The sequence below is a fragment of the Natrinema sp. 74 genome (assembly GCF_046097095.1).
Classification (GTDB): domain Archaea; phylum Halobacteriota; class Halobacteria; order Halobacteriales; family Natrialbaceae; genus Natrinema.
In genome coordinates this window covers 3,568,064-3,586,274 of sequence record NZ_CP175698.1, presented here as the reverse complement: position 1 = coordinate 3,586,274, position 18,211 = coordinate 3,568,064, and the positions used below count along the sequence as shown (strand labels likewise).

19 protein-coding genes are annotated in these 18,211 nt (G+C 63.4%); 9 read left to right on the top strand and 10 right to left on the bottom strand.

Annotated features, from left to right (window positions below):
• Positions 1–106 precede the first annotated feature (106 nt).
• Both ACJ70B_RS17850 and ACJ70B_RS17845 read left to right on the top strand, forming a co-directional pair.
• The gene (locus ACJ70B_RS17850; protein ID WP_408958336.1) at positions 107–1,300 is read left to right on the top strand and encodes an acyl-CoA dehydrogenase; all 1,194 of its coding nucleotides are present in this window, start codon (positions 107–109) and stop codon (positions 1,298–1,300) included.
• A 302-nt stretch (positions 1,301–1,602) separates the two neighbouring features.
• Positions 1,603–2,448, top strand: a complete 846-nt coding sequence (locus tag ACJ70B_RS17845; protein ID WP_408958335.1) for a hypothetical protein — start codon at positions 1,603–1,605, stop codon at positions 2,446–2,448.
• Between the two features lie 40 nt (positions 2,449–2,488).
• Here ACJ70B_RS17845 and ACJ70B_RS17840 read toward each other — a convergent pair whose 3' ends face one another.
• The 3 genes from ACJ70B_RS17840 to ACJ70B_RS17830 all read right to left on the bottom strand — a co-directional run bounded on the left by ACJ70B_RS17840 (position 2,489) and on the right by ACJ70B_RS17830 (position 4,693).
• Complete coding sequence (locus ACJ70B_RS17840) at positions 2,489–3,319, bottom strand: hypothetical protein (protein ID WP_408958334.1); 831 nt, start codon at positions 3,317–3,319, stop codon at positions 2,489–2,491.
• A 104-nt stretch (positions 3,320–3,423) separates the two neighbouring features.
• Positions 3,424–3,723, bottom strand: a complete 300-nt coding sequence (locus ACJ70B_RS17835; RefSeq protein ID WP_408958333.1) for a helix-turn-helix transcriptional regulator — start codon at positions 3,721–3,723, stop codon at positions 3,424–3,426.
• A gap of 61 nt (positions 3,724–3,784) precedes the next feature.
• Positions 3,785–4,693 carry a DUF3267 domain-containing protein gene (locus ACJ70B_RS17830; protein ID WP_408958332.1) on the bottom strand — a complete coding sequence of 303 codons (909 nt, stop codon included), beginning with the start codon at positions 4,691–4,693 and terminating at the stop codon, positions 3,785–3,787.
• Between the two features lie 135 nt (positions 4,694–4,828).
• Here ACJ70B_RS17830 and ACJ70B_RS17825 point away from each other — a divergent pair, with 135 nt between their 5' ends.
• On the top strand, positions 4,829–5,128 hold the full coding sequence (locus ACJ70B_RS17825) for a hypothetical protein (RefSeq protein ID WP_408958331.1): 300 nt from the start codon (positions 4,829–4,831) through the stop codon (positions 5,126–5,128).
• Positions 5,129–5,131: 3 nt separating this feature from the next.
• On the opposite strand, the gene ACJ70B_RS17820 is transcribed toward ACJ70B_RS17825, so the two are convergent.
• Positions 5,132–5,401: a hypothetical protein gene (locus tag ACJ70B_RS17820; RefSeq protein WP_408958330.1), complete on the bottom strand. Its 270-nt coding sequence runs from the start codon at positions 5,399–5,401 to the stop codon at positions 5,132–5,134.
• Positions 5,402–5,659: 258 nt separating this feature from the next.
• On the opposite strand from ACJ70B_RS17820, the gene ACJ70B_RS17815 reads away from it, so the two are divergent.
• On the top strand, positions 5,660–7,087 hold the full coding sequence (locus ACJ70B_RS17815; RefSeq protein WP_408958329.1) for a heme o synthase: 1,428 nt from the start codon (positions 5,660–5,662) through the stop codon (positions 7,085–7,087).
• Positions 7,088–7,483: 396 nt separating this feature from the next.
• Here the strand turns inward: ACJ70B_RS17815 and ACJ70B_RS17810 are convergent, their stop codons facing one another.
• The 3 genes from ACJ70B_RS17810 to ACJ70B_RS17800 all read right to left on the bottom strand — a co-directional run bounded on the left by ACJ70B_RS17810 (position 7,484) and on the right by ACJ70B_RS17800 (position 10,621).
• Positions 7,484–9,103, bottom strand: coding sequence for an SLC13 family permease (locus ACJ70B_RS17810; RefSeq protein WP_408958328.1), 1,620 nt, complete (start codon positions 9,101–9,103; stop codon positions 7,484–7,486).
• 70 nt (positions 9,104–9,173) lie between these two features.
• Complete coding sequence (locus ACJ70B_RS17805; RefSeq protein ID WP_408958327.1) at positions 9,174–9,419, bottom strand: hypothetical protein; 246 nt, start codon at positions 9,417–9,419, stop codon at positions 9,174–9,176.
• A 134-nt stretch (positions 9,420–9,553) separates the two neighbouring features.
• Positions 9,554–10,621, bottom strand: a complete 1,068-nt coding sequence (locus ACJ70B_RS17800; RefSeq protein ID WP_408958326.1) for a M42 family metallopeptidase — start codon at positions 10,619–10,621, stop codon at positions 9,554–9,556.
• 174 nt (positions 10,622–10,795) lie between these two features.
• Here ACJ70B_RS17800 and ACJ70B_RS17795 point away from each other — a divergent pair, with 174 nt between their 5' ends.
• The 4 genes from ACJ70B_RS17795 to ACJ70B_RS17780 all read left to right on the top strand — a co-directional run bounded on the left by ACJ70B_RS17795 (position 10,796) and on the right by ACJ70B_RS17780 (position 14,631).
• Positions 10,796–11,965 (top strand): thiolase C-terminal domain-containing protein, encoded by a 1,170-nt coding sequence (locus tag ACJ70B_RS17795; RefSeq protein WP_408958325.1) that lies wholly within the window; start codon positions 10,796–10,798, stop codon positions 11,963–11,965.
• Entirely contained in the window at positions 11,962–12,354 is a 393-nt protein-coding gene (locus ACJ70B_RS17790; protein WP_408958324.1) for a Zn-ribbon domain-containing OB-fold protein, read from the top strand. Before ACJ70B_RS17795 ends, ACJ70B_RS17790 begins: the two co-directional genes overlap by 4 nt.
• Positions 12,355–12,838: 484 nt before the next feature.
• Positions 12,839–13,678, top strand: a complete 840-nt coding sequence (locus tag ACJ70B_RS17785) for a hypothetical protein (RefSeq protein WP_408958323.1) — start codon at positions 12,839–12,841, stop codon at positions 13,676–13,678.
• A gap of 308 nt (positions 13,679–13,986) precedes the next feature.
• Positions 13,987–14,631 (top strand): DUF502 domain-containing protein, encoded by a 645-nt coding sequence (locus ACJ70B_RS17780; RefSeq protein WP_408958322.1) that lies wholly within the window; start codon positions 13,987–13,989, stop codon positions 14,629–14,631.
• 13 nt (positions 14,632–14,644) lie between these two features.
• Here the strand turns inward: ACJ70B_RS17780 and ACJ70B_RS17775 are convergent, their stop codons facing one another.
• The 3 genes from ACJ70B_RS17775 to ACJ70B_RS17765 form a co-directional block, all read right to left on the bottom strand.
• Positions 14,645–15,583, bottom strand: a complete 939-nt coding sequence (locus ACJ70B_RS17775) for an alpha/beta fold hydrolase (RefSeq protein ID WP_408958321.1) — start codon at positions 15,581–15,583, stop codon at positions 14,645–14,647.
• An 80-nt stretch (positions 15,584–15,663) separates the two neighbouring features.
• Positions 15,664–16,755, bottom strand: coding sequence for a methylmalonyl Co-A mutase-associated GTPase MeaB (gene meaB, locus ACJ70B_RS17770; protein ID WP_408958320.1), 1,092 nt, complete (start codon positions 16,753–16,755; stop codon positions 15,664–15,666).
• Entirely contained in the window at positions 16,752–17,168 is a 417-nt protein-coding gene (locus ACJ70B_RS17765) for a cobalamin B12-binding domain-containing protein (RefSeq protein WP_408958319.1), read from the bottom strand. The genes meaB and ACJ70B_RS17765 overlap by 4 nt, the downstream gene beginning before the upstream one ends.
• A 237-nt stretch (positions 17,169–17,405) precedes the next feature.
• On the opposite strand from ACJ70B_RS17765, the gene ACJ70B_RS17760 reads away from it, so the two are divergent.
• On the top strand, positions 17,406–18,080 hold the full coding sequence (locus ACJ70B_RS17760; protein ID WP_408958318.1) for an HD domain-containing protein: 675 nt from the start codon (positions 17,406–17,408) through the stop codon (positions 18,078–18,080).
• Positions 18,081–18,211: the final 131 nt, after the last annotated feature.

The following is an 18,211-nucleotide window of genomic DNA, read 5'->3' as shown; positions in this document are numbered from 1 at the left end:
TACTGCGCTCGATACCGTTCTGTCGCGTCCTCGAGCACGGGCTCGTCTCGCGGAACGATCGCCCGAAGAGAGAACAGTAAAGGAACGAGGTACCGAACCCCGTGGTATGGACTTTGCACTCTCGGCCGAGCAACGACAGATTCGAGACATGGTGTCGGAGTTCGTCGACGAGGAGGTCGTCCCCGTCGCCGACGAGATCGACCACGACGACGAGTTCCCCGCCGATCTCGTGAGCGAGATGGCCGATCTCGGGCTGATGGGGATGCCCTTCCCCGAGGAGTACGGCGGTGCCGGGCTGGATTATCACTCCTACGCGATCGGGCTCGAGGAGATCGCTCGCGGCTCGGGCGGGCTGGGAACGATCGTTGCCGCCCACACGTCGCTGGCGGGAAACATGCTCTACGAGTTCGGCGACGAGGCCCAGAAGGAGGAGTTCCTGACGCCGCTGGCCGCCGGCGAGGACATCGGCGCGTTCGCGCTCTCGGAGGCGGGTGCAGGAAGCGACGTACCGGCGATGGAGACCACTGCGGAGAAGAGCGAGGCGCAAAGCGCCTCGGAACGGAGCGGCGCAGCCGCAGAGAAAGAGGGCGACGAGTATGTCATCAACGGCGGCAAGCTCTGGATCTCCAACGGCTCTGTGGCCGATACGGTCACGCTGTTCGCGAAGACCGACCCCGACGCGGGCAACAAGGGCATCTCCTCGTTTATCGTCCGTCCCGAGGAGGACGACGGGTTCATCGTCGAGGGAACGGAGGACAAACTCGGCGATAAGGGCTGTCCGACGGCCGAACTCCGGTTCGACGACCTCCGGATTCCGGAGTCGCGGCGGCTCGGCGAGGAGGGCGAAGGCTTCGTCCACGCGCTGAAGACCTTAAATGGCGGCCGCATCACGATCGCCGCCCGCGGGGTCGGTATCGCTCGCGCGGCCTTCGAGGAGGCCCGCGACTATGCGAACGAGCGCGAGCAGTTCGGCCAGCCGATCGGCGAGTTCCAGTCGATCAAGCACAAGCTGGCGGACATGGACACGAAGATCCAGGCCGCCCGGATGCTCATGCACAAGGCCGCGGACAAGAAGATCCGCGGCGAGAACTACATCAAGGACGCCTCCCAGGCGAAGCTCTACGCCTCCGAAGTGAGCCGCGAGGTCGCCAACGAGGGCATCCAGATCCACGGCGGCTACGGCTACACCAAGGACTTCGCCGCCCAGCGGTTCTACCGCGACGCCAAACTCAACGAGATCTACGAGGGCACCAGCGAGGTGCTCCGGAACACGATCGGCGACCAACTGCTCGAGGAATAGCACAGACGGAAATCGAGTCGCGGACTTCTTCTCGCTCAATCACGCCGACGACAGGAACGTGACTTTCGCTCTTCCCTACTAAAGTCACTCCAAGAAAACGGGGGAGGTGCATTGATGCACACTGTGGAGACAGCTGTGTGTCGAACCTTCGGCTCAGAATTCCGCCTCCGTGACCGTATCTGCCAGCCCTTGCCAACCCCTGTGGAGTTAATATAAAATTCATACAAGAAGGTTTATACTGTATAGTATTACATTTAGTATTGATATCCAAAGATAATGACATCTCACGGAGAAAGGTACTGGTGACTAGCACAGGGATTAGTGGTAGTATAATCGGGGTTTCCGGCACTGCGGCAGGCAGTACGCACGGCGATGCAGAACCGAATAACCTGACGCGGGAGGAGGTGGAAGCGGCGCTTGACGACATGGAGGTACGGCCAGAGACGGGGCTGACTGGCGGTAAGTCAGATGCCGTCGAGTCCGGGACCGGACGAAGTGCTCAGCAGGCCAGCGTTCTCGACGATGTCAAGATATACGTCGGTAAATACCGGAACTCGGAACCACCAGCCGGTAAGCCCTTTGCAATCGAGAGTTACGAGGAGTACCTCGAGCGCGATGCTCCGCCAGGCTTCGACCCCTATCACGGACGCTACGCCTCGCAGCAGGCGTCAGCCGAAATCACGAATAGCGGAACGGAAGCCATGGCAACTAGTGCATCCGGCGCCATGGATTTCTTCTACCTGAAGGAGGATATTGGGGCGGTTAGCCTCGCCGGCTACGAGTTCTCCGTGGGTGTCGGTCTCGGTGTCAGGATACACGGCACTACCGCAGCAAGTCTCGAAGCGGAGCTCTCGGTCGACGTCTACATCGGCGGGGCATCGTTCTCCCTCTCCAGCTTCACCGTCGGATACGGCATCTCGGACCGGGGATTCTGTATTGGTCCTGTCAAGATCGATTACGGACAGATTCCGGGACTAACGGTCGAGATATGCGGAGAAGCCGGGTTCACGAGCGTAGGTGGGGACGAACTCGAAGTCCGCTTCGGACCGACGTTGGACGTGTGCGTAGATCCCTGTCCGGTGATCACGTGTTCGTACTGCCAAAGTCAGTCCGTTTCCACGTCGGTTTCGTTCCCGAATCCGATCTGATCTGGTATCCGATGCCGGTGGTTTGAAAAGCAGACTGCGATTACCCGCGCTCTGAGCGCGGATCCGTCGGCACGACCCACGCTGCGAGTCCGTCGGGATCTGTCGACCGCTCCGCACGGAATCGCTCCCGTTCGAGGGCGATTCTCATCACGAAAAAACCGCTCAGGACGGTTATGGTGCCGACCCGTTCGGCGTTCGATTCGGCGACGGTCGACTCCGCGAACAGGAGAATCGAAAGCCCGACGAAAAAATACAGGGTGACGAAGCCGCCGTACAGCAAGACGAAGCGAACTGGGAGTTCGAGCGTGGTGTACGCCGACAGGGCTTCGTGGCGACGGCGCCGAAAGTAACCGCGAGGAACGGTGACGAGGTGAGCGGCAACTATCGCCAGCGCCGCGCCGAGTACCAGGGGGGAGGTAAACTCCGAGAGCGCCGCCAGAAACGGCGATATCGGTACGGCCGGCCGGCCTCCGCCAGACCAGTCCGCTTGCCCCGTCAGAACGACTCCCGCCGAGAGTACGAGGAAGACACAGAAGAGCACCGGGGGGACGACGATCCGCAGATTCCGCGGGTAGATCGAGGGCAGTGACCGGTGGAGATCAATTGTCCACGGCTCATCGCTCTGGTTGGTGCCGCCGCCGATGACGGGAAGAAGGGTTTCCTCTCGCTCCTCGACGAGACTGTTTCGCTGTGCGAACATGGCACAGCCACCGTATACGACGAGCAACGTTATCGCGTCGAGACAGTAGAGTTGCACGACGGTAATAAATTCCCAATCGAGCACCCCGTAGCCGGCGAGCGGCAGTAGATTGGCAATCGCTACCAGCCAGAGTTCGAACCGATCATCACCCCACTCTGGGTTCCTGAACACCGTCGTATAATTTATCGGTATCGTGCCGATGCTAAATGTATCGGTCCGTTGATCCGCGTGACAGCAGTCGATCGGTCGCCGCCTCGAGCGTCGAGGCGCTCGTGCTATTCGCTCGCCACGTCTCCCTCCAGACACTCCCGAACCCACTCGCCGTGTTCCCGCGTCCGCCGTTCACCCGCGTCGGTCAGCGCGTAGACGTCGTGCAGTCCCTCCGTCCGTTTCTCGACGAAGCCCGCGTCCTCGAGCGCCGACAGCGAGCCGTAGAACGATTTGGGTTCGAGCCGCTCGTCGTAGTGGGCCTCGAGGCGCGATTTCAGCCGCTGGCCGCGCAGTTCGCCGTCCTCGGCGGCGGCGAGCAGGAAACACAGATCCCGACGGCGGCCGCTACGGAGCCACTTGCTCATGAGCCGAGGTGGACGTGACAGCCCTCGAGCGTTACGGTTTCCACGCTTCCCTGTCTCGCGCTCACTCGCGCTCGAGCCGCCGCCGGACGGTCGCGACGAGTGTCCACACGAGTCCGCCGACCGCTGCGAGCGCAAGCAGCGCCCCGTCGCCGATCTCGAGGAGGGCGCTGCCGTCCGGCCGACGGTCGTGGCGGACGAGCAGCCAGCCGGCGTCCGGATCGCCGAGGACGACGTCGCCGGAGCCGAACGCGAGCGAGACCATGACGGCGACGAGTGCGTACATCGCGATCGCGACGAGGGTCCCGACGCTGCCGGTCACGAACCGCGAGACGAGTGGCGTTCCCGGCAGTCGGTCGGTAGTCCGCTCGCTCGAGCCGTAGATACCGAATCCTCTCCCGTCGTCACCGGGGAGCCCGCCGACCCGAACGTCGGCGGGGTACTGACAGAGCACGGCGGCCATCCAGAGGTCGCCGATCGAGCCGGCCGCGTTCGCCGCCAGCGGGACGACCAACAGCGGCGACGGAACGATCATCATCGCGGCGAGCCCGATCGCCGTGATTCCGACGAACGGCGCGAGCAGGGCGACGAGCAACTGGTTTCGCGCGTATTCCGTCCCGCTAGTTTCGGCGTACGCGTACGGAACGACGAAATGCGAGACGCCCACGCCGTACGACGGGGAGCCGCCGTATCGGGCCATGACCGCGCCGTGGAGCAGTTCGTGCGGGACGATGACGCAGACGAGCAGGCCGAGCGAGACCGCGACCCCGTCCGAGATCGTCGGGGGCGATGGGGCCGCGATCACGATCGGCTCGAGAGGGACTCCGCGAATCCACGCGAGGACACGCCCGAAGCAGTAGGCGAAGCCGAAGAAGGCGACGGCGGCGACGACGAGCCACTGGAGGGCAACGGTTCGCGTGAGTCGAACCGTCGCGAGCGGCTGGCGGGCTCGAGTGAGGTCCGAACGGCTCACGGACAGACCTCACAGGCGACCGAAAAATCGGTATCGGTTTCGCCGTTCGCGAGATCGTCCGAAGCCGGCTGCGACGGGCCGGCGCGTTCGGCCGGAACCGACAGCTTCCCGGTGCTCGACCTGCGAGTACCGTCTATGACCGACGAGCGGACCGCCGAGGAAAACGGCATCAGGGCGACCTATGACGAAACCGAAACGGAACGCGTCCTTACGTTCGAGCGCAGCGGTGCGGACGGGGCCGAGTCCGGCAAAACGGCCGTGATCGCACAGAACATCGAGGGGTACGCGATGCTGAAGGTGCGGCCGTCCGCGGACGGTGACGAACTCGAGCGCTACTACGGGTTCGACATGGCGCTCGATCACGTCGGCGAGTTGCTGGGCGTCTCGCCCCACGACCTGCCGGTACCGGAAGCGGCGGGAGACATGGGGATGTGACGCTCAGACGACGAACGCGGCGATAATCAATAATCCGAAGTACAGCAACACGAGGACGCCGAGCGCGTACAGCCGAAACCGGCGAATCTCTACGCGCTCTTCGCGGACGGCCCGCTCGAACGCGGCGCGCTCGCGGTCGGAGAGACGGTCGACGTGTGCGAGGCCGCGGTGGAGCGTCTCGGCCCGGTCCCGTCGGAACGGCCGCTCGCAGTACGGACAGCGGTCGGGAGCGTCGTTCGCGCAAACGTCGAACGTAGACTCGACGGTGGACACGTCCGTTATCGTGCACTCGTCCGCGGGAGGCGTGCGACCGCGACCGTGCGATTCGCCGGACACGATGTCGGCTACGACGAGCGGCCTGATTGTTCTTCGGTCGGCTCGCGAGCGCTGTGGCGGTGCCGACACTGGACTCGGTTAGGGCCGGCCGTCACCGTCCGCGATCCGTCGCCGTCGCAGGGTCACAGTTCAAAAACACGGGACGAAGCGGGAGCCATAAATACGCGGAGTCGAACGCTAGAGACGAGAATAGCCGTGGCAACTGAGTCCTTTCCCCGCCCGATCGGCACCCGCCGACGGTTCTCCGCACTGCTCGCAGCGACTGCGCTGGGCGTCTATCTTCTCCTGATCGTCGGTGCAACGACATCACTGACGAACGCGGCTGCGTCGTGTTCGACGTGGCCGACCTGCCACGCGCCGGTCGACCCGCTGAACCAGACCGAACTCGCAATCGCGTGGGCCCACCGACTCACCGCCGCTGTCGTCGGCCTCCTGGTCGCCGCGACGACCGTCGCCGCTGTCCTCGGCGACGTCTCGAGGCGCGTCCGCGCGACGCTTTCGGCCGCCGCCGTCCTCTACGTCGTCCAGATCGGCGTCGGAGCCGCCACCGCCACGACCGGCTCCGTGGCGATCCTCCCCGGACTCCACCTCGCGCTCGGGCTCACGATCTTTTCGGGGATTGTCCTCGCGCTCGCCTGGGACCTAGAGCTCGCGACAGGCAGCGAAGACGACACCATCGATTCGCCGGCCCCACTCGACGACCTCGCAGGAGACACGCCGGCCGCGGCCGAACGGACGCTCCCTGCGAGTCGGCTGGCCCGCGCCAAGCTGACCGCGTTCGCCTACTTCCAGATGATGAAACCGCGGCTGATGTGGCTGCTCTGTCTCGTCGCCGCCGCCGGCATGGCGCTGGCCGCCGGCCCCGGCCTCGAGATCCGGACTATCATCGCGACGCTCGGCGGCGGCGTCCTCGCGATCGGCGCGAGCGGAACGTTCAATCACGTCCTCGAGCGCGACGTCGACCAGCAGATGTCTCGCACCGCCGACCGGCCGCTCGCCGTCGATCTAATCCCGGTCCGGAACGCACTGGCGTTTGGCCTCGCGTTGACCGTGCTTTCGCTGGCCGCCTTCCTGACGATCAACCGGCTCGCGGCGGCGCTCGGACTGGCCGCGATCGTGTTCTACAGCGTCGTCTACACGCTATTGCTCAAGCCGAACACGGTCCAGAACACGGTCATCGGCGGCGCGGCGGGCGCGTTGCCGGCCCTGATCGGCTGGGCCGCCGTCACGAACGAAATCGGGGGGCCGGGACTCGCACTCGCCGGCGTTATTTTCCTCTGGACGCCGGCGCACTTCTATAACCTCGCGCTGGCCTACAAGGACGACTACGCCCGCGGCGGCTTCCCCATGATGCCGGTCGTCCGCGGCGAGACCGTCACTCGCAAGCACATCATTTACTATCTCGCCGCGACGCTTGCGAGTACGATCGCGCTGGCCTGGATCACCGACCTCGGCGTGTTGTACGCCGGCACCGTCGTCGTCTTCGGCGGCATCTTCCTCTGGGCCGCCGTGCGACTCCACTTCGAGCAGACCGAACGCGCGGCGTTCCGGTCGTTCCACGCCTCGAACGCCTTCCTCGGCGCGGTACTGGTCGCGATCCTCGTCGATGCGCTCGCCTTCTGACTGATCTCACCTCGCGCTGGCGGCTGTTCTACTGTCGTCAGTCACGACTGCGGCCAGCGTGAGGTCGAACGTCGCTGCGTCGGAATCGGTAACCGTCGACCGATGCTACGGCCGGCACAGGACGGTGGCTATTGGCGACCGAACCGCGTACGCGTTCTCGAGGCCGCTGTCCGAGTTACGGACCGAACCGGCGTAACTCGAGTCCGACGCGAGACGGTGGTCCCGGTCGTGCGGTCGAAAGGAGAGCGGTCGTCGCTTCGCAGACCGTACTCGCCACAGGCTCGCCCACAGCCGTCGACGGTCGCGTCCCAGCGCCGACACTCGGGGACGAGACGCCGTCGGTTTTCGAACGCGACTCGAGCCATCGAAAACGGCTGCACTACAAGCTGCGCTCAGTCACCACAGGAGGTGGGGCCAGACGAAGGTAAAGAGGGCCCAGATGAGCCCCGTTAGCACCGCGGTCATGATGGCGTTCAAGATCATCCCGGTCCGAAGCATGTGGCGCTGCTCGATGTAGCCGCTCCCGAAGACGATGGCGTTTGGCGGCGTTGCGACCGGAAGTGCGAAGGCGAAACTCGCAGCGATCGTCCCGGCGACCGAGAGGAACAACGCCGTCGAGAAGTCGCTCAATCCAAGCGTCGCTGAGAAGACGCTGCCGAGGCTGATCAGGATGGGAACGATGATACTGGTCGTCGCGGCGTTCGACGTCATCTCGGTGAGGAAGATGACCAACAGGACGACCGCGCCGATGACGAGCACGATCGGTGCGCCGACAAGTCCGGCAAACACGGTGTCCGCGATCCACTTCGTCGCGCCCGTATCGGCGAGCCCGTTCGCGAGCGAAATGCCACCGCCAAACAGCAACAGCGTTCCCCAGTCGATGTCGACCATCTCGTCCCACTCCATCGTGTCGGTCAACACGAGTGCTGGCACCGCGGCCACGCCGACCATCACGTAATAGAGCACTCCCTGATGGCCCTCGACGCCGAAGACCGTCATTCCATCGCCGCCGAACAGCGTCGTATGCCAGACGCTCGAGAGGTACGGCTCGAAGAACTTGCCGAGGCCGCCGAGTATCCATAGGCCAGCCGTCGCGGCGAAAATAGCTGCGACCCGCTTGCCGCGCGGGCCGAGTTCGCCCTCTTCCTCGAGTTGCTCGCGTGCGGCCTTCCGGGCCTCGGTGACGTCCGGAACCTCGGGTGGATACAGCACGTACGTGAGCAGGAACCAGACAAGCGGGAGCGTAACGACGACGATCGGAAGCCCGACGAAGAGCCAGTCGGTGAATCCAACCTCGTAGTTTAGAACGGCGTTGAGCTGTCCGACGAGGATCGCGTTGGGCGGCGTTCCGATAATCGTGCCGACGCCGCCGACGCTCGCCGCGTACGCGGTCCCGAGCAGCATCGCGATCTGTATATTCGTGAACGCGTCCTCGGTCGCTACGGTCCCGCCGTCCGACGCCGTCTCGGCCGCGGCGCTATCTGTGACTTCCTGTTGTGCCGACGCGAGTTCGTCGCGATCGAGGACCTGCGTGAGAACGCCGACCGCGATGGGCGTCATCATCGCGGTCGTCGCGGTGTTCGAAACCCACATCGACAGGCCGGCGGTCACGAGCATGACTGCGAGAATGAGCCGCCGCGGTGAGCTCCCCATCTTGGCCATCGCCCAGAGCGCGATCCGCCGGTCGATATCGTACTTCTGAATCGCGTTCGCGAGCATAAAGCCCGCCAGAAACAGGAAAATGAGGTGATCGGCGAACGCGGCGAGTGCCGTGTCCATCTCGTCGTAGACGCCGGTCGCGGTCAGCAATACGGGAATCGTCAACGCGGTGACCGCCAGCGGAAGCGTGCCGGTCACCCAGAGGAAGCCGGCGAAGAACATGGTCGCGATGGCGTACTGGCCGGCCACTGAGAGCCCCGACGGAGACGGCGCAGCGGCGATCACACCCATTCCGACGAGCGCAATGAGAAAGAGGCCGATCCGTCTTCCAGACTGGCTTAAGCGGCTGTGTATCATTGATACATCGTGAGATAATCATTATCATTATTAAATCTTGCTGTGTCATACCGTCGCTTGAAATCCGATGTCAAAAGTGGGTGACGATGGCTTCGATCTGTTCGTCGGTGAGCTCTGCGCTATAGAGGTCGAACAAGGTTTGTCGACGAGACTGGGACAGCGAACGGTTTCCGTTCTCGAGCATCGAGATATGTGCCTGCATGAGATCGTCTATCTCTCGTTCGACCGTCCGCTGCTCGTATCCGGCAGCCACTCGGAGCAGTCGCCAAGCGAGCGGGGAAACCTCGTTCGGATCGTATATATCAGAAGGAGCCATATGCCGGAAGAAGCGTGATGAATAAAAGGCTTTGTTGAATTTCACTCTCCGAGGGCGGTCGTCTACTCACCTTCGCTACCGAACACGCCGGCAGTGTTTTGCGAAGGCGCTAGCCACACGTGATACGGGTCCGTTCAGAGCGTGTAGTCGTACTCTCCGTCTTCAGTCTCGAGGAAGGCATGGAGTAGGTCGATCGTCGCCGCAACGTCGTCAACGTGGGCGGCCTCGGTGACGGTGTGGAGATAGCGCGTCGGGACCGAGATCGCGCCGACGGGCTTTGCGCCGGCGGCCTGCTGAAATCCCGCGGTGTCGGTGCCACCCGACGGGAGGATCTCGAGTTGGTAATCGATCTCCTCGTCCTCGGCGAGCGACTGGAGCCGGCCGTGGAGTTTAGGATTCGTGATGACGCTCGAGTCTTTGAGTTTGATCGCGGTACCGTCGCCGAGTTCGGTGACGTGTTCGCCGGCGTCGAAACCGGGGATATCGTTGGCGACGGTGACGTCGAGGGCGAGTGCGAGGTCGGGGTCGATGTCGACGCCGAGGGTGCGAGCACCGCGGAGCCCGACTTCCTCCTGGACGGTCGCACAGAAGTGAATCGTCACGTCGGGGTCGGCGAGTCGGCGGGCCGCCTCGAGCATGGCGAAGAGGCAGACTCGATCGTCAAGCGCCTTACCGGTGATCGTCTCGCCGACGCGCTCGGTGGTCTGGGCTGTCGTGACGAGATCACCGGGAGAGACGCGCTCCTCGAGTTCCTCGTAGGGAAGTCCGGGGTCGACGATCACGTCCTCGACGTTCGGCTGCTTTTCGCGCTCGTCGTCGTCCATCGTGTGCGGCGGCGGCGAGCCGATGACGGCCGGTACGTCCTCGTCTTCGGCGTGGATTGTCACTCGTTGGGCCTTGAGCACCCGTGCGTCCCAGCCACCGAGCGCGTCGAGTTCGACGAAGCCGAAGCCGTCTTCGTCGCCGCGAACGTGTCTGACCATGAACCCGATCTCATCCATATGGGCCGCGACGGCGACCGAATAGTCGCTGTCGCCCTCGAGTGTCCCGACGACGTTGCCCATCGCGTCGGTGCGAACGCGGTCGACGGTCTCCTCGAGTTCCCGGACGACGAGGTCGCGAACGCGGTCCTCGTAACCGGGGACGCCACTCGTCTCCGTCAGTTCCGTCAGGAGTTCCAGATCGAACGGAACGGCTGTCATACCCCTATATGAAGCGGGATATCATATAAGGACGCGGAAAGGGAGAGTAGGCCGTCACGCCCACTCACCGGTACGGTCGGTCCGAACGTATCACTCGATATTAAATATAATTAAAAATTAGTATGGATTCGTAATCGCGAGGTATTAACGGGTCCATCCACTACAACCATGCATATGAGTAACGTACGTGTCGCAGGCACAGGGCTGACGCCGTTCGGGAACAGCCCCGAACGGACCGGCCGTGATCTCTTCGCCGAAGCGAGCATCGCCGCCTTCGAAGATAGCGGCGTCCCCCGAGACGACGTCGAAGCCCTATTCTACGGTAACTTCATGGGTGATCTCTCCGAACATCAGGGCCATCAGGGTCCGCTGATGGCCGAAGCCGCCGGCGTGCAGGCTCCCGCCACTCGCTACGAATCCGCCTGTGCCTCGAGTGGCACAGCGGTCCGCGAGGCGGTCAAACGGATCCGTACCGGCGAGAACGACGTCCTCCTCGTCGGCGGCGCAGAGCGGATGACCAACCTCGGCACCGTCGGCGCGACCGAAGCGCTCGCAATCGCCGCCGACGACCTCTGGGAGGTGCGGGCCGGCGTGACCTTCCCCGGCGCATACGCGCTGATGGCGCAGGCCTACTTCGACGAGTTCGGCGGTGAGCGCGAGGACCTGGCCCATATCGCCGTCAAGAACCACGCGAACGCCCTGACCAACGACAAGGCACAGTACCAGCGTGCAATCGAGGTTTCCGACGTCCTCGAGGCCCCGCCGGTCTCCGAACCGCTCGGCCTCTATGACGCCTGTCCGATCTCCGACGGCGCGTCGGCGCTCGTCCTCACGAGCGAGGAATACGCCGAGGACCACGATCTCGAGGCTCCGGTCGCGATCACCGGCACCGGCCAGGGCGGCGACCGGATGGCGCTGCACGATCGCGAGCACCTCGCGCGCTCGCCCGCGGCCCGCGAGGCCGGCGAAGAAGCCTACGCCGACGCCGGCGTCGACGCGAACGATGTCGACTTCGCGGAGGTCCACGACTGCTTTACCATCGCCGAAGTGCTCGCGCTCGAGGCGCTCGACCTCGAGCCGATCGGCGAGGGCATCTCGGCGGCCCGTGACGGACGGACCACCGCGAACGGCGAGACGCCGATCAACCTCTCGGGCGGCTTGAAGGCAAAGGGCCACCCGGTCGGCGCGACCGGCGCATCCCAGATCGCCGAGGTCACGAAACTGCTCTCGGGGAATCACCCCAACAGCGACCGCGTCGCGGACGCGACCACCGGCGTCGCCCACAACGCGGGTGGCACGGTCGCCAGTGCGACGGTTCACGTTTTGGAGGTGATGGAGCAATGAGCGACGCAAACGACGTCGAGGACGCCGGCTTCGACGGGTGGCTCGCCGACGCCGAGGAGGGCGCGGCCTACTACCTCAACTGCGACAACGGCCACGGCTCCCTCCCACCCCGTCGGGTCTGTCCTGACTGTGGCTCGACTGACCTCGAGGAACTCGCCCTCCCCGACACCGGCGAGATCCAGACGTTCACCGTCACACACGTCCCGACGCCGGCCTTCGAGGAGGACGCCCCCTACGCGACAGCCATCGCCGATTTCGGCCCCGTCCGAGTCACCGGCCAGGTCGTCGGACTCGACCCCGCAGCCGTCGAGACCGGGCTCGAGGTCGAACTCGAGATTTCGGTCTCCGAGACGACCGGCGAGCGCGTGATCGGCTTCCGACCCCGATAGCGGTCGCACGAAACCGGAATTCTTCTCTCAGGCCATTGGCGGTTCGGAAAGATCGCCGAAGGCATCGCGGAGACCCCGATACTGAGCAAATTTGTGAAGGGCACTGGCGTCGCCTGATTTGCCGAGATTTCGGGATTCACGCAGGGCGTGAACGTCTTCAAAAAGACGGAGATCAGTACGTCACCCAACGGCTGAAACACAACGGAAAGAAAGTTGAGGCAATAGTTTAGATGGCATTGTCTAGATAAGGGAAACTGCAAGACGTGGAAACGGTGAAGACGTGATGAATCCTGTGACATCGTTATATATCCCCTGACATAAATAGGACTCAATCGACGAGCAACGAACATTCAGCTACTTCAGCACACTTCTCACAAGGAGTACATATCTCATTCTTCAGTAGTAGTGCTGCGACAGCCGTTAAAGCATCGATCGACACCAGAAGTGCTTAACTAGACAGTGCCGTTTAGACCAGCATATCAAGATGGGAGAATGTAAGATAGCGGATCGCATCAACGCCATCGAGTCGAGGGTACTGACTGACGAAGCACGGTACGAGCGAGGAGAGTATAGCTCGATTGCCGAGGTTGGGGTTCCGTCAGCGCGTGACGCAATGCTCATCGGCAATGGGTATCTCACATTGGGGGAGTGTAGCCGCGCGCAAGTATGGTACGATGATAGTGCCGATGGATGGACATGGAAATTCGAGACGGCGATAGATATGGCGCTAGACAAAGGGGATACGATTAGTGGAGTGAAATGGAGGCACGGCCATAAGGTACTGAGAACTGCACTCCTCTCTGGATCGGAAGAACGACTGTCCGAGACCTGTGCGACCGTGATGGAGGTGCTTGATACCATTCCCGAAGATCTTCGTGGAAATGCTTCCCATTTCCACTTTTGCCACGCTTTGATAGCGTTCAGTGCGGACGCTCTCTCAATCGATCAGGAGGTGGGTCTTCCCAAGCACAGGGTTATCGAGTGGTTAGCTGAAGACGCAGACGATTCCGAGGAGCTTTCGGAAGTATTCTATCGTTCCTATCACACCGTCTTGTCCGGAATCACGTCTGGGGATGTCAGTCAAATCGAACGCGGGATCGAAAGGCTCACCGAATATCACGAACCTGTATACGTGGAGGACCCGTACACCGACCTATCCAACGACCCAAACGCTGTTCTCGAGCATTGTCTCGCTCTCGACGCATGCACGGCTATGGTGCTTGCACGATTACACGGATTTGATCCTACCGTCGAAAGTGAATATCTCCCGTCGAGTATCAGCGACGCTGAGTGCTATCCAATTGGCTCTCTCGAATCGCCATAGAGCGGCGGAATTCGAGTGATTCGTCTCACTTCCTCTTGGAGACAATAACAGTAGTGTGATTTCACGATACCATGGTCGACGGGACTGTCGAGCGGAAGGTAGTCGTCCATCAGCCTCAGTCGAGTCATCACCTCTTCGACGAATCCTTCCGAGACGTCGACGTGGGCGAGGTGGAGTTCATCAGGACGTAAGACGCCGGAAAAACGAGTTCTCCTGATCCTCGTGGCGAGAATCGATACCGTTCGGAAGCTTCTGACGACACGTCAAGTTGGCAGTGAGTATTTTTACTTTCGAGAATACAACGGGGTATGACGCTCTCGTCTCGCATCAAGAGCAGTTTCGTGGCGGGGCTGATCCTGGTCGCACCGCTGGCCGTCACGCTGTACATTCTTCGGTTTCTCGTCAACTGGTCGCTGCAGTTCGTCACGCCGGTCGTCCGCGCCGTTGGACTCGCACAGTACACGCGGAACGTCGAGGTCGTCGCCCAACTGCTGGCCGTCGTCCTGATCGTCGCGGCGGTCGTCGTCCTCGGCTTTCTCGCCCAGCAGAGCGCCGGCCGGCACCTGTTCGGCAACATCGGCCGTCTCATAAACGTCGTCCCGCTGGTCAGTACGATCTACGGTAGCGTCCGGCAGGTTGCGGACTCACTGGTCGAGCGCAAGACCGGCTATGAGAGCGTCGTCCTGGTCGAGTACCCCCGTGAGGGCGTCTACATGATCGGCCTCGTCACCGGCGAGAGCCCGCGACCGGTCGAGGACGTGGCTGGACAGGACGTCTACAACGTCTTCCTGCCGAACAGCCCGAACCCGACCGCCGGCCGACTCGTCTTACTACCCGAGGAGCAGGTCCACGAGATCGACATGAGCGTCCGCCGCGGAATGCGACTGGTGGTCACGACGGGGATGGGCGACGAACGCGAGCAGGCGGCGGTGTCGCCGCAACTGTTCGAGTAGGTCCAGCACTAACTTACTCGCCGGTACCCGCCCGCGGTAGCTCCGCGCTCAGGTATTCGACGAACTTAGCGGGGTGTTCGGCGTGGGGCAACTGCGTCGCGTAGTCGATGACGACCAGATCGCAGTCGGCCGCCTCCGCGAGGTCACGGCCCTCCCGGAGCGGGACGAGGGCGGCGTCGCGGCCCCAGACGAGCGTTGTCGGCGTCTCGAGGCCCGCCAGTTCCGTCGCGAGGTCGAACTCGGGGTCGAGGGTACCCGCGGCGAAGGAGGCGGGCGCGTAGCGCGACCCGGGCTGGTGGGCGCTGTCCCAGGCGTACTGGACCTCGTCGGAATCAATGCGGTCGGCGTCGTAGTAGCCGTCGCGGTCGTAGAAGTGTCGGATCGACGGCTTGCTCGCGAGCAGGTTGTACAGCGTTGTCCCGACGATCGGCGTCCGCAGGAGGGTACGGACCCACGGGCGCACGTCGGTCGTCTCCTCGGTCGGACAGATCAATACCAGCCGTTCGATCTCGGTCTCGTCGGCGGCGTCGACCGCGAACGCACCGGTCAACGAGGAGGCGACGACGATCGGGTCGTCAGTGACGTCGTCCACGAAGTCGCGGACGAATTCGGCGTAGAGGGAGGCCGAGTAGACCAGCGGCGGCCGCTCCGAGCGGGCGAAGCCGGGGAGGTCGACCGCGTAGACGTGATAGTTCTCGGCCAGTTGCTCCACGATCGGTTCGAACTCGTTGCTGCTCGCCCCAGCATAAATCCCGTGGAGCAAGAGCATGTCGGGGTCGTTCGGATCGCCGGCGACGGTGTAGGTCGTCTCGATCCCCCGCCAGCGGTAAGTACGTTCGATGCCGGGGAGTGGATTCTCGAGCTCGCCCGCGCGCCGTTTCAGGAGGCGGTTGCCGACGACCGCGCCGCCGACGGTTCCGAGCGCTGCACCGAGGACTGTTCGGGCCTTCATACGGGAGTGTAGGACGGCACCGGCCTTAGACCTCGGGTTCGGGTTCAGAACCTGCTGCGAACAGTGGGGCCGGCGAGGCGCTATCGCGAGTCGGCGTCCGCATCGGTCTCGAGGTCCGACAGACAGGCCGCGACGGGCTCGAGTACGTCGGTCGCGATCGAGTAGGGATCGGTCTCGCCCTGTCGGACGGCCTCGGCGAGGTCGTCGACTCCGCCGGCGGCGGCGAGTTCGTCCTCGAGCATCGCGTGGACGTCTTCGCGCAACAGGGTGCGAATCTCCTCGGCGTAGCGCGTGCGCGCCTGCTCTGCGTGTTCGCCGGAGTCGACGAGGTACTCCCGATGGGCGGCGAGTTCGTCGATGAACTCGTCGACGCCGGTGCCGTGGACGGCGACGGTCTCGACGATCGGCGGCGTCCAGCCCTCGTCGGCCGCGCCGTCCGCGTCGGGCTCGTCGTCCCAGTCGTCGTGGGCGTCGATGACCTCTTGGCTGTGGTGGCCGCCGCCGGCGAGGCCGCTCTCGTCGCCGAGTTGGACCATATCTCGGAGCTCCTGGACGGTTCGAGCGGCCCCCTCACGGTCGGCTTTGTTGACGACGAAGATATCGGCGATCTCGAGGATGCCGGCTTTCAGCGTCTGGATGTCGTCGCCCGAGCCCGGCGGGACGAGGACGGCGACGCTGTCGGCGGTCCGGACGATGTCGATCTCGTTTTGTCCGGCACCGACGGTCTCGATGATGATCTTGTCCTTGCCGAACGCGTCCATCGCCTTGACGGCGTCCGCCGTGGCCGTCGAGAGACCGCCGAGCGTGCCGCGGGCGCTCATCGAGCGGACGAAGACGTCCATGTCGCCCACCGTGGAGGCCATCCGAATTCGATCGCCCAACACGGCCCCGCCGGTAAAGGGTGAGGAGGGGTCGATCGCGATGATTCCGACGGTCTCGCCCTGATCGCGGTAGGCCTCGGCGAGCTTGTCGACCAGCGTCGATTTGCCCGCGCCCGGCGAGCCGGTGATGCCGATCACGTCGGCGTCGCCCGTGTGCGCGTAGAGTTCGGAGACCAGCTCGCGGTAGCCCGGCGACCGGTTCTCGATCTTCGAGATGATCCGGGCGAGCGCACGGTGTTTGCCCGCCAGCAGTTCCTCGAGTAGCGATTCGTCGGCGGCGTCCATGCTCATCGCTGGGGCGCGTTCTCGCGGACGAAGTCGATGGTCTCTTCGATCGACGTCCCGGGGCCGAAGATCGCCGCGACGCCCTCGTCTTTGAGCCCCGCGCGGTCCTCGTCGGGGATGACGCCGCCGGCGAGGACGAGCGTGTCCTCTTTTGCGCCGTACTCCTCGAGTCCGTCCATGATCTTCGGGACGAGCGTATCGTGGGCACCGGAGAGGATGGAGATACCGAGGACGTCGACGTCCTCTTGGACGGCGGCCTGAACGATCTCGTCCGGCGACTTGTGGAGTCCGGAGTAAATGACTTCGAACCCGGCGTCGCGGAACGCGCGTGCGATAACGTGGGCACCTCGATCGTGACCGTCGAGGCCGACTTTAGCGACGAGACATCGGATCGATTCCGCTTCCTGTTCGCTACTCATACACACCCCTTCCCGAGCCGACTGTTTGACTTTAACGGAAGACCGTGGTAGTTTCCGCGGAGCAGGAGATTTTCGACGTGAGCGACACGCCACCGTGGGACGAGCGACTGGACGCGGCGTTCAAATATAATATAACCGCCATTTCTCACCGAAACCGTTCCGAACCAAAGGCTAAAGAGCGAAACGACCGAAGATTCCGGTAATGACTATCGTTCGTCTGCTGCGGAGGGATCTATCGTGGGCGTTGAAATAAAAGAGACCGGAGTGTCCGACGCCGAGTTCGAGGCGATGAAAGGCTTCGTCTTCGAGTACCTCTCGGCCAGCGTCGAGAAAGAAGAGGAAGGCGGCCGCATGCGCTGGTACCCCTGGCACTCCGCCGAGTACCGGCACAACCACATCCTCAACGTCGTCGACCTCGCGACGGAGATCGCCGAACAGGAGGGCGCTGACGTCGACGTTACCCGCGTCGCCGCTCTCTTTCACGATGTCGCCAAACTCGAGACCGACCAGGAACTCCACGCTGAGGCCGGCGCTCGCGTCGCCCGCGAGTACCTCGAGTCTCGCGGTGAGTACCCAGAGTCGTTCGTCCAGCAGGTATGTCGCGCCATCGAAGATCACTCCTATCAGGGCGACCTGACCGACCTCGCCCTCGAGACGCAGTGTCTCATCGAGGCCGACCTCCTCGATAAGATCGGAGCCAACGGCACCGCGCTCATGTTGCTCCGGATGGGTTATGAGGCCCGCACGCACATGGACGCCGACGAGATGGTTGAGCGCGTCTTAGAGCGCGGCTACGACGCCGCAGCGCGCGTCCGGAGCGACACCGCCGAGAGCATCGCCCACCAGCGCCTGAAACGCGTCAAGTGGTTCAGCGAGTGGCTCGAGGACGAGATCGCCGCGTTAGGCGAGTAGCTCAGCACCGATCACCGTCACCGACATCACAACGACCGCGACTGTCGTGAGGGCCAATCGGTCCTTCTCGAGCGACCGCAGCGCACCGCTATCGCCGATCGGTCCTCAGGCCGGCCGTCGTGGAACGGCCA

Coding starts and splice junctions, on each gene's coding strand:
- ACJ70B_RS17780 (WP_408958322.1), top strand. CDS start 13,987: ATGACGCTCTCGTCTCGCATCAAGAGCAGTTTCGTGGCGGGGCTGATC.
- ACJ70B_RS17810 (WP_408958328.1), bottom strand. CDS start 9,103: ATGATACACAGCCGCTTAAGCCAGTCTGGAAGACGGATCGGCCTCTTT.
- ACJ70B_RS17825 (WP_408958331.1), top strand. CDS start 4,829: ATGACCGACGAGCGGACCGCCGAGGAAAACGGCATCAGGGCGACCTAT.
- meaB (WP_408958320.1), bottom strand. CDS start 16,755: ATGAGCATGGACGCCGCCGACGAATCGCTACTCGAGGAACTGCTGGCG.
- ACJ70B_RS17785 (WP_408958323.1), top strand. CDS start 12,839: ATGGGAGAATGTAAGATAGCGGATCGCATCAACGCCATCGAGTCGAGG.
- ACJ70B_RS17835 (WP_408958333.1), bottom strand. CDS start 3,723: ATGAGCAAGTGGCTCCGTAGCGGCCGCCGTCGGGATCTGTGTTTCCTG.
- ACJ70B_RS17800 (WP_408958326.1), bottom strand. CDS start 10,621: ATGACAGCCGTTCCGTTCGATCTGGAACTCCTGACGGAACTGACGGAG.
- ACJ70B_RS17795 (WP_408958325.1), top strand. CDS start 10,796: ATGAGTAACGTACGTGTCGCAGGCACAGGGCTGACGCCGTTCGGGAAC.
- ACJ70B_RS17765 (WP_408958319.1), bottom strand. CDS start 17,168: ATGAGTAGCGAACAGGAAGCGGAATCGATCCGATGTCTCGTCGCTAAA.
- ACJ70B_RS17805 (WP_408958327.1), bottom strand. CDS start 9,419: ATGGCTCCTTCTGATATATACGATCCGAACGAGGTTTCCCCGCTCGCT.
- ACJ70B_RS17775 (WP_408958321.1), bottom strand. CDS start 15,583: ATGAAGGCCCGAACAGTCCTCGGTGCAGCGCTCGGAACCGTCGGCGGC.
- ACJ70B_RS17790 (WP_408958324.1), top strand. CDS start 11,962: ATGAGCGACGCAAACGACGTCGAGGACGCCGGCTTCGACGGGTGGCTC.
- ACJ70B_RS17850 (WP_408958336.1), top strand. CDS start 107: ATGGACTTTGCACTCTCGGCCGAGCAACGACAGATTCGAGACATGGTG.